General features: G+C 69.1%; 14 protein-coding genes. 5 read left to right on the top strand and 9 right to left on the bottom strand.

The window, feature by feature from the left end:
• Positions 1–59: 59 nt before the first annotated feature.
• From urtD to ACAM42_RS09160, 5 genes are all read right to left on the bottom strand, one after another.
• A complete protein-coding gene (gene urtD, locus ACAM42_RS09180) occupies positions 60–938 on the bottom strand; it encodes an urea ABC transporter ATP-binding protein UrtD (protein ID WP_095744117.1) in 879 nt (292 codons plus the stop codon).
• A complete protein-coding gene (gene urtC / locus ACAM42_RS09175; protein WP_369631800.1) occupies positions 935–2,158 on the bottom strand; it encodes an urea ABC transporter permease subunit UrtC in 1,224 nt (407 codons plus the stop codon). The genes urtD and urtC overlap by 4 nt, the downstream gene beginning before the upstream one ends.
• On the bottom strand, positions 2,155–3,702 hold the full coding sequence (urtB, locus tag ACAM42_RS09170; protein WP_369632748.1) for an urea ABC transporter permease subunit UrtB: 1,548 nt from the start codon (positions 3,700–3,702) through the stop codon (positions 2,155–2,157). The genes urtC and urtB overlap by 4 nt, the downstream gene beginning before the upstream one ends.
• Before the next feature lie 162 nt (positions 3,703–3,864).
• Positions 3,865–5,133, bottom strand: a complete 1,269-nt coding sequence (urtA, locus tag ACAM42_RS09165) for an urea ABC transporter substrate-binding protein (protein ID WP_013543023.1) — start codon at positions 5,131–5,133, stop codon at positions 3,865–3,867.
• Between the two features lie 117 nt (positions 5,134–5,250).
• Positions 5,251–5,574 carry a nucleotide pyrophosphohydrolase gene (locus ACAM42_RS09160; protein ID WP_369631799.1) on the bottom strand — a complete coding sequence of 108 codons (324 nt, stop codon included), beginning with the start codon at positions 5,572–5,574 and terminating at the stop codon, positions 5,251–5,253.
• Here ACAM42_RS09160 and ACAM42_RS09155 point away from each other — a divergent pair.
• Positions 5,557–6,252, top strand: a complete 696-nt coding sequence (locus tag ACAM42_RS09155; protein WP_369631798.1) for a nucleotidyltransferase domain-containing protein — start codon at positions 5,557–5,559, stop codon at positions 6,250–6,252. The two genes, ACAM42_RS09160 and ACAM42_RS09155, sit on opposite strands and share 18 nt — an antisense overlap.
• On the top strand, positions 6,236–6,664 hold the full coding sequence (locus tag ACAM42_RS09150) for a hypothetical protein (protein WP_369631797.1): 429 nt from the start codon (positions 6,236–6,238) through the stop codon (positions 6,662–6,664). The genes ACAM42_RS09155 and ACAM42_RS09150 overlap by 17 nt, the downstream gene beginning before the upstream one ends.
• On the opposite strand, the gene ACAM42_RS09145 is transcribed toward ACAM42_RS09150, so the two are convergent.
• From ACAM42_RS09145 to ppk2, 3 genes are all read right to left on the bottom strand, one after another.
• The gene (locus tag ACAM42_RS09145; protein WP_369631796.1) at positions 6,613–8,106 is read right to left on the bottom strand and encodes an MFS transporter; all 1,494 of its coding nucleotides are present in this window, start codon (positions 8,104–8,106) and stop codon (positions 6,613–6,615) included. The two genes, ACAM42_RS09150 and ACAM42_RS09145, sit on opposite strands and share 52 nt — an antisense overlap.
• Before the next feature lie 72 nt (positions 8,107–8,178).
• Positions 8,179–9,213: a PHB depolymerase family esterase gene (locus ACAM42_RS09140; RefSeq protein ID WP_062472220.1), complete on the bottom strand. Its 1,035-nt coding sequence runs from the start codon at positions 9,211–9,213 to the stop codon at positions 8,179–8,181.
• 49 nt (positions 9,214–9,262) lie between these two features.
• On the bottom strand, positions 9,263–10,189 hold the full coding sequence (ppk2, locus tag ACAM42_RS09135; protein WP_172438226.1) for a polyphosphate kinase 2: 927 nt from the start codon (positions 10,187–10,189) through the stop codon (positions 9,263–9,265).
• 194 nt (positions 10,190–10,383) lie between these two features.
• Here ppk2 and ACAM42_RS09130 point away from each other — a divergent pair, with 194 nt between their 5' ends.
• Complete coding sequence (locus ACAM42_RS09130) at positions 10,384–11,418, top strand: transporter (RefSeq protein WP_369631795.1); 1,035 nt, start codon at positions 10,384–10,386, stop codon at positions 11,416–11,418.
• Between the two features lie 29 nt (positions 11,419–11,447).
• Here the strand turns inward: ACAM42_RS09130 and ACAM42_RS09125 are convergent, their stop codons facing one another.
• A complete protein-coding gene (locus tag ACAM42_RS09125; RefSeq protein ID WP_369631794.1) occupies positions 11,448–12,392 on the bottom strand; it encodes a LysR family transcriptional regulator in 945 nt (314 codons plus the stop codon).
• Between the two features lie 107 nt (positions 12,393–12,499).
• Here ACAM42_RS09125 and ACAM42_RS09120 point away from each other — a divergent pair, with 107 nt between their 5' ends.
• Complete coding sequence (locus ACAM42_RS09120; RefSeq protein ID WP_369631793.1) at positions 12,500–13,486, top strand: Bug family tripartite tricarboxylate transporter substrate binding protein; 987 nt, start codon at positions 12,500–12,502, stop codon at positions 13,484–13,486.
• A gap of 9 nt (positions 13,487–13,495) precedes the next feature.
• The gene (locus tag ACAM42_RS09115; RefSeq protein WP_369631792.1) at positions 13,496–15,070 is read left to right on the top strand and encodes a GMC family oxidoreductase; all 1,575 of its coding nucleotides are present in this window, start codon (positions 13,496–13,498) and stop codon (positions 15,068–15,070) included.
• Positions 15,071–15,132 lie beyond the last annotated feature (62 nt).

Genomic DNA, 15,132 nt, shown 5'->3' with positions numbered 1-15,132 from the left:
CCGCACACCGGGCGCTGGTCGTGACGTTGATGCTGTCGGCTCTGGCCGCGGCTAGAAATTCACCGGCCAAGGTAGACCTCGATCACGCGTTCGTCGGCCTGCACTTCATCCAGCGTGCCCTGTGCCAGCACCGAGCCGTCGCACAGCACGGTCACGATCTCGGAGATGGTGCGGATGAAGCTCATGTCGTGCTCCACCACCATCAGCGAATGCTTGCCCTTGAGCGTGAGGAACAGCTCGGCCGTGCGCGCGGTTTCCTCGTCGGTCATGCCGGCCACGGGCTCGTCGAGCAGGAGCAGCTTCGGGTCCTGCATCAGCAGCATGCCGATTTCGAGCCACTGCTTCTGGCCGTGGCTCAGGTTGCCGGCCAGGCGCGAGACGCTGTCGGCCAAGTGAATCGTCTCCAGCACTTCGGCGAGGCGGTCGCTCTGCGCCGAGTCGAGCCTGAACAGCATCGACGCGCGCACGCCCTTGTCGGTCTTGAGCGCCAGCTCGAGGTTCTCGAACACGGTGAGGTGCTCGAACACCGTCGGCTTCTGGAACTTGCGGCCGATGCCCAGCTGCGCGATGTCGGCCTCGCGGTGGCGCAGCAGGTCGATGGTGCTGCCGAAGAACACGGTGCCCGAATCGGGCCGGGTCTTGCCGGTGATGATGTCCATCATCGTGGTCTTGCCCGCGCCGTTGGGGCCGATGATGCAGCGCAGCTCGCCCGGCGCGATGTCGAGCGAGAGCTTGTTGATGGCCTTGAAGCCGTCGAAGCTCACGCTCACGTCTTCCAGGTACAGGATGCGGCCGTGGGTGATATCGACCTCGCCCGGCGTGGCGATGCGGCTGAAGCCTGCGGTGCGGCCGCCCGATTCGGTCTGGCCGGTGGCCGCGTGCAGGCCGGCCGCGCGTGCGGCGCGCTCGGCGCCGGCTTCCATCAGGTCGGGGGTCAAGCGCGGGCTCCCTTCACATCGGCGGCCAGGGGCGCCTGCACGCTCGCTTCGGGCTCTGCATGCGAGGCGGCGGGCTCGCGCCGCGCTTCCTTCGCGGCCGGCGCCGCGACCTTCTGCGTCTTCTCGCGCGAGAGCCACTTGCGCACCAACCCCACGATGCCGTTCGGCAGGAACAGCGTGACAGCAATGAACAAGGCGCCCAGGAAGTACAGCCAGTACTCGGGGTAGGCCACGGTGAGCCAGCTCTTGGCCCCGTTGACGATGAAGGCGCCGAGGATCGGCCCGATCAGCGTGGCGCGCCCGCCGACTGCGGCCCACACGGCGATCTCGATGGAGTTGGCCGCACTCATCTCGCCCGGGTTGATGATGCCGACCTGCGGCACGTACAGCGCGCCGGCCACGCCGCACATCACGGCGGAGATGACCCAGATCGTGAGCTTGTACGGCAGCGGGTTGTAGCCCGAGAACATCACGCGCGTTTCGGCATCGCGAATGGCCTGCAGCACGCGGCCGAACTTGCTGCCGATGAGCCACTTGGCGAAGAGGAAGAAGCCCAGCAGCGTGAGGCCGGTGAGCGCGAAGAGCGTCATGCGCATCTCCTGCGTGGCGATCGGGATGTTCAGGATGCGCTTGAAGTCGGTGAAGCCGTTGTTGCCGCCGAAGCCGGTCTCGTTGCGGAAGAAAAGCAGCATGGCCGCGAAGGTCATGGCCTGCGTGATGATCGAGAAATACACGCCCTTGATGCGCGAGCGGAAGGCGAAGAAGCCGAACACGAAGGCGATGAGGCCGGGCACCGCCACGATGAGCAGCAGCGTCATGCCGAAGCTGCCGCTGAAAGTCCAGTGCCAGGGCAGTTCCTTCCAGTCGAGGAACACCATGAAGTCGGGCAGGTCGCTCTTGTAGTTGCCGTCGCGGCCGATCTGGCGCATGAGGTACATCCCCATCATGTAGCCGCCCAGCGCGAAGAACAGGCCGTGGCCCAGCGACAGGATGCCGGTGTAGCCCCAGATCAGGTCCATGGCCAGCGCGCAGATGGCGTAGCACATGATCTTGCCGACCAGTGCCACGGCGTAGTCGCTCATGTGCAGCGGGCTGTCGGCCGGCACCCACATGTTGAGCACGGGCGCCACGGCGCACACGACGATGAGCGCGACGAAGAAGGCCGTCCAGCCCTTGCCGCTCAGCAGCGGCCCCTTGGTTGGGAGTACGACCTTGCTCATGCTTCTGCGCTCCGGCCCTTCATGGCGAAGATGCCCTGAGGTCTCTTTTGAATGAAGATGATGATGAAGACAAGCACCGCGATCTTCGCGAGCACCGCGCCCGCCCAGCCTTCGATGAACTTGTTGAGAATGCCCAGCCCCAGCGCCGCATACACGGTGCCCGCGAGCTGGCCGACGCCGCCCATCACGACCACCATGAAGCTGTCGACGATGTAGCTCTGGCCGAGGTCGGGGCCGACGTTGCCGATCTGGCTCAGCGCGCAGCCCGCCAGGCCCGCGATGCCGGAGCCGAGCGCGAAGGCGTAGGTGTCGATGCGCGCGGTGTTCACGCCCATGCACGAGGCGATCGGGCGGTTCTGCGTGACGCCGCGCACGAACAGGCCCAGGCGCGTCTTGCCGATGAGCCAGCCCATCGCGAGCAGCACGAGCGCGGCGAAGACGATGATGCAGATGCGGTTCCAGGGCAGCGTGACGTTGCTCAGCATCGTGAAGCCGCCGCTCATCCAGCCGGGGTTTTCCACGCCGACGTTCTGCGCGCCGAACAGCGATCGCACGAGCTGCTGCAGCATCAGGCTGATGCCCCAGGTGGCGAGCAGCGTCTCGAGAGGACGGCCATACAGGAAGCGGATCACGCCACGCTCGAGCACCGCGCCCACGAGCGCCGAGGCGAGGAACGACACGGGAATCGCGGCCACGAGGTACCAGCCGAACGCCGCCTCGGGCATGTACTTCTGGAAGATGCCCTGCATCACGTAGGTGGCGTAGGCACCGATCATCATCAGCTCGCCGTGCGCCATGTTGATGACGCCCATCAGGCCGTAGGTGATGGCCAGGCCGAGCGCGGCGAGCAGCAGCACCGAGCCCAGGCTGATGCCGCTGAACACGGCGTTGATGCGGTCGCCCCAGACCAGCGCGCCGTCGATGTTGGCGATCGATGCGGTGATGGCCGCCTTCACGTCGGCTTCGGTCTCGTCGGCCAGGCGCTGGTTCAGCAGCAGCTTGGTGTCGGGGCTGCGGTTGTTGCCCAGCTCCTTGGCGGCAGCCAGGCGCTTGGCCTTGTCGGCGCTGGTGAGCATGCTGGCGGCACGCACGAGCTCGAGCTGCGCCTTGATCTTGGGGTTGGTCTCGGCGGCCAGCGCCTTCTCGACCATCGGAATGCGCGACTCGTCGGGCTCCTTGAAGAGCGCCTGCGCGGCTTCGGCGCGCACCGCGTCGTCGGTGCTCGTGAGCTTGAGCGCGGCCTGCGCGGCATCGAGCGCGCCGCGCATGAGGTTGTTGTTGACGACGTCTTCGGCGGTGTCGGGCACCTTCAACTCGGTGCCGGTCACGGGGTCGAAGCCCTTGTCGTCCTTGATCACGAAGACCTTGTTTTCGGTGTACTTCACGGCGTCGTCGGACATCGCCTGAATGAACGCGGCGGTCTTGTCGTCGGCAGTGAGGACGGCCTTGTTGAGCGCGGCGATGCGGGCTTCGGATTCGCCGGAGGCGATGGCCCGGGCTTCGTCGGCGGTCAGCGCATGGACGGGCGCTGCTGCCAGCAGCAACAGCGCCGTCGTGCAGGAACAAATTGAGCGCAGTAATGGATGCACAGCGGTTCTCTCATTCGGGAACACCGAGGAACCGGCTTTGCCGGGCCTCAGGTGTTGCCCCCGGTAGGGGGTTGGCGAAGCGACACGAAGTGCGCGCAGCCTGGGGGCGAGCCCCAGTTACATCGACTTGCCAGCCGGGTAATCGGGCTTCTTGTCGTTGCCTTCGATGTACGGGCTCCACGGCTTGGCCTTCACAGGACCCGGCGTCTTCCACACCACGCTGAACTGCCCGTCGGCCTTGATCTCGCCGATGAACACGCTCTTGTGCAGGTGGTGGTTCTTCTCGTCCATCTTCGAGACGATGCCCGACGGCGCCGTGAAGGTCTGGCCGGCCATGGCGGCGATCACCTTGTCGGTGTCGGTCGACTTGGCCTTCTCGACCGCCTGCTTCCACATGTGGATGCCGATCCAGGTGGCTTCCATCGGGTCGTTGGTGAGCGGCTTGTCCTTGTGGCCGGCGATGTTCTTGGCCTTGGCGTAGTCGCTCCACTGCTTGATGAACGCCGTGTTGGTCGGGTTCTTGATCGACATGAAGTAGTTCCATGCAGCCAGGTGGCCGACCAGCGGCTTGGTGTCGACGCCGCGCAGTTCTTCTTCACCCACCGAGAAGGCGACCACCGGCACGTCCTTGGCCTTCAGGCCCGCGTTGCCCAGTTCCTTGTAGAAGGGCACGTTGGAGTCACCGTTGATGGTCGACACCACCGCCGTCTTGCCGCCGGCCGAGAACTTCTTGATGTCGGCAACGATGGTCTGGTAGTCGCTGTGGCCGAAGGGGGTGTACTTCTCGTCGATGTCCTTGTCGGCCACGCCCTTGCTCTTGAGGTAGGCGCGCAGGATCTTGTTGGTGGTGCGCGGGTAGACGTAGTCGGTGCCCAGCAGCACCCAGCGCTTGGCGCCGCCGCCTTCCTTGCTCATGAGGTAGTCGACGGCCGGAATGGCTTGCTGGTTGGGTGCGGCGCCCGTGTAGAACACGTTCTTCGAAAGCTCTTCGCCCTCGTACTGCACGGGGTAGAACAAGAGGCCGTTCATTTCCTCGACCACCGGCAGCACCGACTTGCGCGACACCGAGGTCCAGCAGCCGAAGATCACCGAGACCTTGTCCTGGCCGAGCAGCTGCTTGGTTTTTTCAGCGAAGAGCGGCCAGTTGGAGGCCGGGTCGACCACCACGGGCTCGAGCTGCTTGCCCAGCACGCCGCCCTTCTTGTTGATGTCGTCGATGGCCATCAGCACCGTGTCTTTCAACACGGTTTCCGAGATGGCCATCGTGCCCGACAGCGAGTGCAGCACGCCGACCTTGATGGTGTCGGCAGCGAATGCAGGCGCAGCAGAAATGCTGGCCAGCGCGACGGCGGCGGTGAGCGCCTTGAGTGTGAAACGACGTTGCATGTGGACTCCTGCTCCGGGTGGGTTGAACCTTGTCGACAGCGCGGGGCTGGCGATGGAGAGGAGTCTGCGGAACGCACCACAAAGGGGAAATACGCCGGGTGGCGTACACGGAGGTACTCAGGCGGGTGGCGGGGCCGGGTACTTCACGGCGTTGGCGAGCATCTTGTGCTTCGCCGCCTCGACCGGGTCGATGCCGAGCTTGTCGGCCAGCTGCAGCAGGTAGAGCAGGACGTCCGCGATCTCGGTGCCGATCTGCGCGCGCTGGTCTGCGGGCAGCGCCCGGCTTTGCGCGTCGGTGAGCCACTGGAAATGCTCGAGCAGCTCGGCGGCCTCGACCGACAGCGCGGCGGCGAGGTTCTTGGGGGAGTGGAATTGCTCCCAGTCGCGGGCTTGTGCGAAGTCGCGCAAGGCCTGGGTCAGCGATTGCAGGTCATCGGCCATGGCATTCCTGTAGGGTTGGAGAAACCCATTTTGGGCATTAACATACCCAAAATGGGTAAATTGAAATCACCGGCACCGGTTGTCGAGAAGTCCGCCAGCCTGGCGGACGCCTTGTTCACGACCACGCAGCAACGCGTGCTGGGCTGTCTCTTCGGGCAGCCGGACCGGAGCTTCTTTTCCAGTGAATTGATCAAGCTTACCGGTGCGGGCTCGGGCGCAGTGCAGCGAGAACTCCAGCAGCTGACCGACAGCGGGCTGCTCACGACGTCGCGTGTCGGCAACCAGAAACACTACCGCGCGAACGCGGACGCACCGATCTTCGAGGAGCTGTGCAGCATCGTGCGCAAGACCTTCGGGCTCGCGGGCCCGTTGCGCGATGCACTGGCGCCCGTGGCCGACAAGATCGAAGCGGCCTTCGTCTTCGGCTCGGTGGCCAAGAAGAGCGACACCGCTGCCAGCGACATCGACCTGCTGCTGATCAGTGAAGAACTTGCCTATTCGGACCTCTTTCTCGCCCTCGACGCCGTCTCGGCGCGCCTCGGCCGTACAGTGAACCCGACCCTGTTCACGAGGAAAGAACTGATGCGAAAACTCAAGGACGGCGAAGCTTTCGCCACCCGCGTCATGGCACAGCCCAAGCTCTGGGTGATTGGCGACGCGCATGCCCTCCCCGCTTGACAACCTGTGCGGCCCGTCGAAACCGCTGACGGCCGAAGCACCCGATGCGCGCGAATTCGCGGGCCTGCTTCGCTCCGGACTGGCTCGCCTGGCCGATGCGCAGGTCACCCAGCTCTCGCTGGAAAGCCGCTTCGATCTGGCCTACAACGCGGCACACGCCTTGTGCCTCGCTGCACTGCGATGGCACGGCTATCGATCGGGCAACCGCTTCATCGTCTTCCAGGTGCTGCCGCACACCCTGGCGCTGGGGCCGGAAGTCTGGCGCGTGCTGGCCAAGGGGCACGAGATCCGCAACCTCGGTGAATACGAAGGCGACATGAACATCGACGAACGCATCGTTCGCGATCTCATCGCCGCCTGTCAGCGCGTGGCCTCGGCGCTGTCCGGTTTGCCCCCGCCCGCCGCCACCTGACGCTGTCGCACGCCAGTGCGATGCAGCACGGCCACCAGCAAGGCCGTGCCCATCAGGTAGAGCAGCGCGACGCCGAGCGCGCTCGCATAGCCTGCGGCGTCGGCGCCGCGCCCCAACTGCCCATAGAACAGGATCCCCACCAACGCCACCCCCAGCGCATTGCCCGCCTGCTGCACCATCGACAGCACGCCCGACGCCACGCCCGCGTGCTGCGGCGGCAGGCCAGCCAGCACGGTGGACACCAGCGGCGCCATCACCATGCCGAGCCCCGCGCCCTGCACGAACAGCAGCGGCACCATCCACGCCACGACATGCGTGTGCCCCGGCCAGCCGGCCACGTTGGCGCACTGCAGCGCATGCCCCGCCGCGAGCACGAGGGCGCCGAGCGCGATCGGTGGCGTGCCGCCGAAGCGGCGGGCGATGCGGGCGCCGGCCATCGAGGTCGCGAAGAAGCCGACGGCCAGCGCCGTGAAGACGATGCCCGAGTGGAGCGCGCCCAGCCCCATCCCCTGCTGCAGGTACAGCGCGAGCACGAAGTAGAACGAGGCGTTGCCCGCATAGAAGGCCAGCGTGGTGAGCAGCCCGGTCACGAAGCGGCGGTTGGCGAGCAGCGCCGGCGCCACCAGCGGCGCACCGCCGCGTGCCGCAAGGCGGCGCTGCTGCCTCGCGAAGAGGCCCCACAGCGGCACGGCGGCGGCCAGGCACAGCCAGCTCCACAGCGGCCAGCCCTGCTGGCGCCCTTCGACCAGCGGCAGCACCACGGCCACCGAACCGGCCGCGACCAGCGCCATGCCGGCGAGATCGAGCCGGCTGTCGCCGCGGCCCTGCGCCAGCGGCGGCACCACGCGCGGCGCGAGCACCAGCGCCAGCAGGCCGATGGGCACGTTGATGAGAAAGCAGCTGCGCCAGCCGAGCCCCGCAAGGTCGGCATGGATCAGCGCACCGCCCACCAGCTGCCCCAGCGTGGCCGCCAGGCCCAGCGTGAGGCCGTAGGCCGCGAAGGCGCGCGTCCGGTGTTCGCCCGCGTAGGCCAGGCCGATCATCGCGAGCACCTGCGGCTGCAGCAACGCGCCGGCCAGGCCCTGCAGCAGGCGCGCGGCCACGAGCAGCCCGGCGTTCGGCGCCACGCCGCAGGCGGCCGAGGCGAGCGTGAACAGCAGCAGCCCGAGCATGAACATGCGGCGCCGGCCGAACAGGTCGCCCAGCCGCCCGCCCGTGACCAGCCCTGCGGCGGTGGCCAGGCCGTAGCCCGCGACCACCAGCTGCAGCGTGCCCGCGCTGGCCTGCAGGTCGTGCTGCATCGATGGCAGCGCGACGTTGACGATGAAGAAATCGAGCACCACCAGGAAGGTGCCGCTGAGCATGACCCACAGGCCCAGCGGACCCGGTGCGGCGGACGTGATCGATGGGGCAGAAGAAACGGCGGGGTTCGACGAGGTCATGGCCCCCACTGTCGGCACCGGCCGGCATCGCGGCAATGACCTGCGAGGTCATGCGCGCAGGCCGCCGCGCGTTCAGCGCTTGTCGAACTGCGCGGACGCAAAGGCCCAGGTCATGCGCGTGGCGTCGGGCCCGAGCGGGTCGCTGAACAGCTGCCCCCGCGACCCGCCGCTCCACGAGTGGCCAAGCCCCGCGATCTCGCACAGCGTGACCAGGGTGCGGCCCTGGCGCTTGAAGTCGGTCACGCGCATGGCACGGCGCTGGCCGCGTTGCAGGTCGCGCGCGATACCGGCGTGCGCGCCCACGGCGGTGGCCCAGACGGCCGCGCTGCTCATGGCGTTGCTCGGCGCCACCACGGCGTCGGCGTCGCCGTGCAGCACCAGCATCGGCGGCAGCGTCGTGAAGACGGCCGCCGCGCCCATGGCCTTGCCAACTGCGGTGACGGGCATCGGCGGCACGTGCTGTCCGCGCATGGCGCCGAGCGCGGTGGCCGATGACTTCGCGGCGCCAGGCGCCACGCCCGAGTGCATGACCACGGCGCGAAAACGGTTCGGGTAGCGCGTGGCCAGCAGCGCCGCCATGCTCGCGCCCGCCGACAGGCCGGCCACGGCCACGCGGTCGCGGTCGACGGGGTACAGCATGCAGGCCTGGTCGACGGCGGCCATCAGCGTGGCGGCCTCGGCGTCGGCCTTGCCGGAGCGGCGCTCGTACCAGTTCCAGCAGCCCTGCGGATGGGCGATGCGGTCCTGCTCGGGGTAGAGCACGAGAAAGCGCTGGCGCACCGCGAGCGCATTCATGCGCGTGCTGGCCGCGAAGTCGCGACCGGTCTGGCCGCAGCCGTGCAGCATGACCATGAGCGGGAGTTTCTCGCCGGGCTGCAGCACCAGGTCGGCCGGACGGAACAGGTGATAGCCGCGCGCCCCGCCCGCACCCATCGCCATGCCACTGATCCAGTCGCCCTTGCCGGGCGGCGGCTTGAGCCGCTTGGCGGTCGCGCGTTGCACCTGGCCGGCCACGCGCTTGCCGTTGCTCAGCGTGAGCTTGGTGAGCGCCTTCAGGTTGCGCTCGTAGGCGCGGGCGAAAAAAGAAGCGGTGGAGCGACGGGCCATGGCGCAGTGTGCAGGCAAAGCGCCGGGCGGCCAAACGGCCGCGAAGCCTTCAGTAGATTTCCGGGACGATCATGCTGGCGGGGACAGGCTGGCGAAGGTAGTCGTCATGCCGCTCGCGCGCCGGCAGCTCGACCGGCGCATGCGCCACTTCCTGGTAGGGCAGCTGGCCCAGCAGGTGGCTGATGCAGTTCAGGCGTGCCTTCTTCTTGTCGACCGCCTGCACCACCCACCACGGCGCCTCGGGGATGTGGGTGCGCTCCAGCATGATCTCCTTCGCCTTGGTGTATTCCTCCCAGCGGCGGCGGCTTTCGAGGTCCATGGGGCTGAGCTTCCACTGCTTGAGCGGGTCGTGGATACGGCCCAGGAAGCGCATGTGCTGCTCGTCGTCGGTGATGGAGAACCAGTACTTGATGACCTTGATGCCCGAGCGCACGAGCATCTTCTCGAACTCGGGCACGGTGCGGAAGAACTCCTCGTACTCGTCGTCGCTGCAAAAGCCCATCACGCGCTCGACACCGGCGCGGTTGTACCAGCTGCGGTCGAACAGCACCATCTCGCCGGCGGCCGGCAGGTGCGCCACGTAACGCTGGAAGTACCACTGCGTGCGTTCGCGGTCGTTGGGCGCGGGCAGCGCGGCCACGCGGGCCACGCGCGGGTTCAGGCGCTGGGTGATGCGCTTGATGACACCGCCCTTGCCCGCCGCGTCGCGGCCTTCGAAAAGAATGACCACCTTCTGCTTGCTGTGCTGCACCCAGTCCTGCAGCTTGACCAGCTCGCCCTGCAGGCGAAAGAGTTCCTTGAAGTAGGCCTGGCGCGCCGCCTTGTCGGACACGGAAGACGCGGCCGAGCCGGGGTCGAGTCCGTCGAGGTTGCGGTCTTCGATCTCCAGCTCGAGTTCTTCGTCGTAGCTGTCGATCAGGTCGCGGGCGATGCGTTGCATCAGGTCTTCGTGGTCGGGAAGTGCGCTCGTCAGCATGATGAAAAGGGGCAAGAGTGGCGGGTAGACAAAAAGCATGCTGCACCCGCCGCATGACGGCGGCGTGACGGTTTTGCGGCTGTTTTCTGTAAGCCGACACGCCGTTGTCACATGGCACGAACACCATCCGGGGCATGCTGGCAGCCCGCCAAACGGGCGTCTGCCTGTTCACATGTCTTTTCTGACCACGCACCTTGTCGGTATTTCATGACCTCGCCGCGCAGTCCTATGGCGGCGACGAAGCCGGGCTGATCTGCGGCTACCTGTTCGACGCCGCGGCGCCGGAACCCGCGCGGGCCATCGATTCGGCGCAGGCCGCCGCGTGGCTGGCGGATGCCGGCCGGCTCGGCGACAGCAACGCCTACGTGTGGCTGCACTTCAACCTGAGCCACGCCCATGCGGAGCGCTGGCTGACGCGGCACGCGGCGCTGTCGGACACCTTCTACGAGACGCTGCACGAAGGCCTGCCCTCCACGCGCATCGAGCGCGCCGACGACTCGCTGATCGCGGTCATCAACGACGTGCACTTCGAGTTCAGCTTCGAGCCCTCCGACATCTCCACGCTGTGGATCAGCGTCGGCCCGCGCCTGGTGGTCACGGCGCGCACCAAGCCGCTGCGTTCGGTCGACGCGCTGCGCACGGCCGTGAAGGCGGGCGAGGCGCCGCGCTCGAGCACCGAGCTGCTCGAGCACCTGCTGCGCGCGCAGGCCGACGTGCTGGTGAAGATCGTGCGCGGCGTCACCTCGCGCATCGACCGCATCGAGGACGAGCTGCTGGCCGGGCGCCTGGACCACAAGCGCGCGCGCCTGGGCGTGCTGCGCCGGCTGCTGGTGCGGCTGCAGCGGCTGCTGGCGCCCGAGCCGGCCGCGCTGTTCCGCCTGCTGCAGGGCCCGCCGGCCTGGATGGCCGAGCCCGACGTGCAGGAGCTGCGCGGCTCGACCGAGGAGTTCTCGGTGGTGCTGCGCGACATGCAGGCGCTGCAGGAGCGCATCAAGCTGCTGCAGGAAGAAATCGCCGCCAACGTCAACGAGGACAACAACCGCAGCCTGTTCGTGCTGACGGTGGTCACGGTGCTGGCGCTGCCGATCAACATCCTGGCCGGCCTGTTCGGCATGAACGTCGGCGGCATTCCGCTGGCGGAGCACAGGCACGGGTTCTGGATCGTGGTGGCGATCGTCGCCACCTTCACCGCCGTGGCCGCCTGGACGGCGTTTCGCAAGAAGCGCTGAGGCGCCACAGCACCCGCCCGTCCGCCCGGTCAGTCCAACGACGGCAGCGGTGCAACGGCCGCGTCCTGCATGCATTGCAGGAAGACGCGCGTGGGCGTGTTCATCGCCTCGCTGCGCAGGCGGAAGGCGCACATGGGGCCGCGCAGCAGTTCGCCCGGCATGGCGATGCGGCGCACGAGCCCGCGCCGCTCGAAGTCTTCGGCGTAGTGGTTGGCGGTGGCCCACAGCAGGCCCGAGCTGCGCACGAGGTGCAGCGCGAGCGGGGCCGAGTCGGCCTGGATGTCGGCCGGGTGCGGGCCGCCCGGGCGGCGGTGCACCGACAGCATGCGGTCCAGCTTGGGCCGCAGCGGCGTGCGGTGCGGCGGCAGCACCCAGCGCTCGTTGGCGGCCTCGGCCCAGGTCGGCGCGCGCTTGAGCGCCAGCCGGTGCCGCGGCGCCGCCACGATGCTGCTGAACTCCTCGTACAGCGGCGTGACCTCGACGCGGTTGAGGTCGACCGTCCACTCCGCGTGCGCGAGCATGAGGTCGATGCGCCCGTCCTGCAGCGCGGCGTGCAGGTCCTCGATCTCCAGCGTCTGCACCATCGGGCGCACGTGGGGCAGCATCTGCGAGGCCTGCAGCAGCGCGGCCGCGAGCCGCTGCGCCGAGAACACAGGCAGCACGCCCAGGCGCAGCTCGCCGCTCACGCCCACCCGCAGGTCGCGCAGCGACTCCTCGGCCAGCATCAACTCGCCCAGCACGCGGTCGGCGTGCCGGACCATGCTCAGCCCCGCCGCCGTGGGCGCGATGCGCTTGGTGGTGCGCTCGAACAGGCGCACCTGCAGCGTGGCCTCGAGCTGGGCCAGCGTGCGCGACAGCGCGGGCTGGGTGGTGTTGAGCAGCTCGGCCGACTTGCTCAGGCTGAGCGTGCGGCCCAGCTGGCTGAGCAGCCGCAGCTGGCGCAGCGTGAGGTTTCGTTCCAGGAAGGAGGCCATGGCCATTTATATCGGCAACGGTATGAGTACGCTCGGATTTCTCATTTGTCGCCCTCCCCCGGCCTGCCCAGAATCCGCCCACCGCCCTGGCACCCCGGAGACCCGCGATGACCGAACCGACGAAGCGATCCTTTTGCGCCGCCCTCATGGCCGCCGCCCTGCTGGCCGGGCTGCTGCCCGCCGGCGCCGCGGCCCAGGCGTACCCGTCCAGGCCCGTGCGCCTGATCGTGCCGTGGGCGCCCGGCACGCCGGCGGACGTGGCGGGCCGCGTGGTGGCCGAGCGCATGGCGGGCGCGCTGGGCCAGACCGTGTTCGTCGAGAACCGGCCGGGCGCGGCCGGCACCGTGGGCCTGGGCGAGGTGCTGCGCCAGCCGGCCGACGGCTACACGGTCTACATGCTGTCGTCGGCCTCGCTGGTGGCGCCGCTGCTGTTCCCGGGCCAGTCGCTCGACCTGCTCAAGAGCCTGGAGCCGGTCGGCATGACGGCCTGGAGCTACAACGTGCTGGTGGCGCCCGCCGCCTCGGCGCTGGGCTCGCCGCGCGAACTGGAGGCCGCGGCCAAGGCCCGGCCGGGCACGCTGAGCTTCGGCTCCGGCGGCAACGGCACGCCGGCGCACCTGGCCGGCGCGCTGTTCGCCCAGCAGACCGGCAGCCAGCTCACGCACGTGCCGTACAACCAGTTCCCGATGGCGGTGGGCGACCTGCTGGCCGGGCGCCTGGACACCATGTTCCTGACCGCGTCGGCGGCGCTGCCCCACATCCAGGCCGGCAAGCTGCGCGCGCTCGCGGTGACCGGCGCGCAACGCCTGCCGGCCCTGCCCGCCGTGCCCACGATGATCGAGCAGGGCTACGCGGGCTTCGAGCTGCGCTCCTTCGACGGCATGACGGTGCGCAGCGGCACGCCACGCGAGATCGTCGAGCGGCTCGGCGATGCGCTCGCCAAGGCGCTGGCCGCGCCCGAGGTGCGCGAGCGCCTGGCCACGCTGGCGCTCGAGCCGGAGCCGATGACGCCGGCGCGCTTTCGCACCGTGCTGGCGGCCGAGTCGGACAAGTGGCTGCGCCTGGGCCGCAACGCCGGCATCAAGGCCGACTGAGCGCGCGCGATGCAGACGGACATCGTGATCGTCGGGGGCGGCTCGGCGGGCTGCGTGCTGGCCGCCCGCCTGAGCGAAGACCCTGCGCTGCAGGTGGTGCTGGTCGAGGCGGGACAGCCCTCGCGCAACCCGTGGCTGCGCATTCCCATCGGCTATTTCAAGACGGTCGGCCACCCCCGGCACGACTGGCGCTTCGAGACCGACCCCGAGCCCGACATGGCGCAGCGCCGCCTGCCCTGGCCGCGCGGTCGGGGGCCGGGCGGCTCCAGCCTCATCAACGGCATGCTGTACCTGCGCGGCCACCGCGCCGACTACGACCAGTGGGCCGCCCTGGGCAACCCGGGCTGGGACTGGGACAGCGTGCGCCCCTACTTCGACCGGTCGCAGCCCGCTGCCGATGGGCCGCTGTGGGTGTCCGAGCTGCCGCGCGATGCGCTGTCCGATGCCTTCATCGCCGCGGCGGCGCATGCCGGCATCGCGCCCACGGCCGACTTCAACGGTGGCGACAACAGCGGCGCCGGCTACTTCCGGATGACGACGCGCCACGGCCGGCGCATGGATACCGGACGGGCCTTCCTGGCGCCGGCGCGGGGCCGGCCCAACCTGCGCGTGCTGTCGGGCGCGCAGGCGACCCGCGTGTGCTTCGAGGGGCCGCGCGCCGTCGGCGTGGACTGTGTGCGCGACGGCAAGGCCGAACGCGTCTCGGCGCGGCACGAGGTGATCCTGAGCGCCGGCGCCATCCAGTCGCCGCAGCTGCTGCAGCTCTCGGGCGTGGGGCCGGCCGGGCTGCTGGGCCGCCTGGGCCTGCCGGTGGTGGCGCCGCTCGAGGGCGTGGGCCGCAACCTGCAGGACCACCTGCAGGTGCGGCCCAGCTACCGCTGCCAGGGCATCGAAACGCTCAACGACATCGCCCACAGCCGCTGGCGCAGCGCGCGCGAGTTCATGCGCTACCTGCTGACGCGCGGCGGCGCGCTGAACGGCGGCGTCTACCGCGCCGGCGCCTTCTTTCCGGCGGGCGACGAGGCCGCGGGGTGGCCCGATGCGCAGATCCACTTCGGGCTGGTGAGCTTCGAGCGGCCGCACCAGCCGCCGCATCCGTTCCCGGGCGTGACGCTGTCGGCCTGCCTGCTACGCCCGCACAGCCGCGGCGAGATCATGCTGCGCTCGGCCGATCCGCTGGCGGCGCCGTCGATCCAGCCGCGCTACCTGTCGCACGAAGCCGACCGCGCGCTGGCCGTGCGGCTGGTGCGCAAGATGCGCGAGATCGCCGCCGCGCCGCCGCTGGCGCGCTACCTGGCGCAGGAGCACGAGCCCGGGCCCGCGCTGGCCAGCGACGCGCAGCTGCTGGACTGGGTGCGCCGCCGCGGCGGCAGCATCTTCCACCCGGTGGGCACCTGCGCCATGGGCCCCGCCGACGACGGCGACGCGGTGGTGGATGCCCGCCTGCGGGTCCACGGGCTGCAAGGGCTGCGCGTGGTGGACGGCTCGGTGATGCCGCGGCTGGTGTCGGGCAACACGAACGCGCCGATCATCATGATCGCCGAGCGCGCCGCCGACCTCGTCAGGCACGACCTGCGCGCCTGAGCGCCCACGGGACGGCGCGCGCCAAGCCGCTTGGGCGATGAGGTTAATGCTATTTATCTAGT

The sequence above is a fragment of the Variovorax sp. V35 genome (assembly GCF_041154465.1).
Taxonomy (GTDB): Bacteria; Pseudomonadota; Gammaproteobacteria; order Burkholderiales; family Burkholderiaceae_C; genus Variovorax; species Variovorax boronicumulans.
This window is presented reverse-complemented; position numbering and strand designations above follow the sequence as displayed.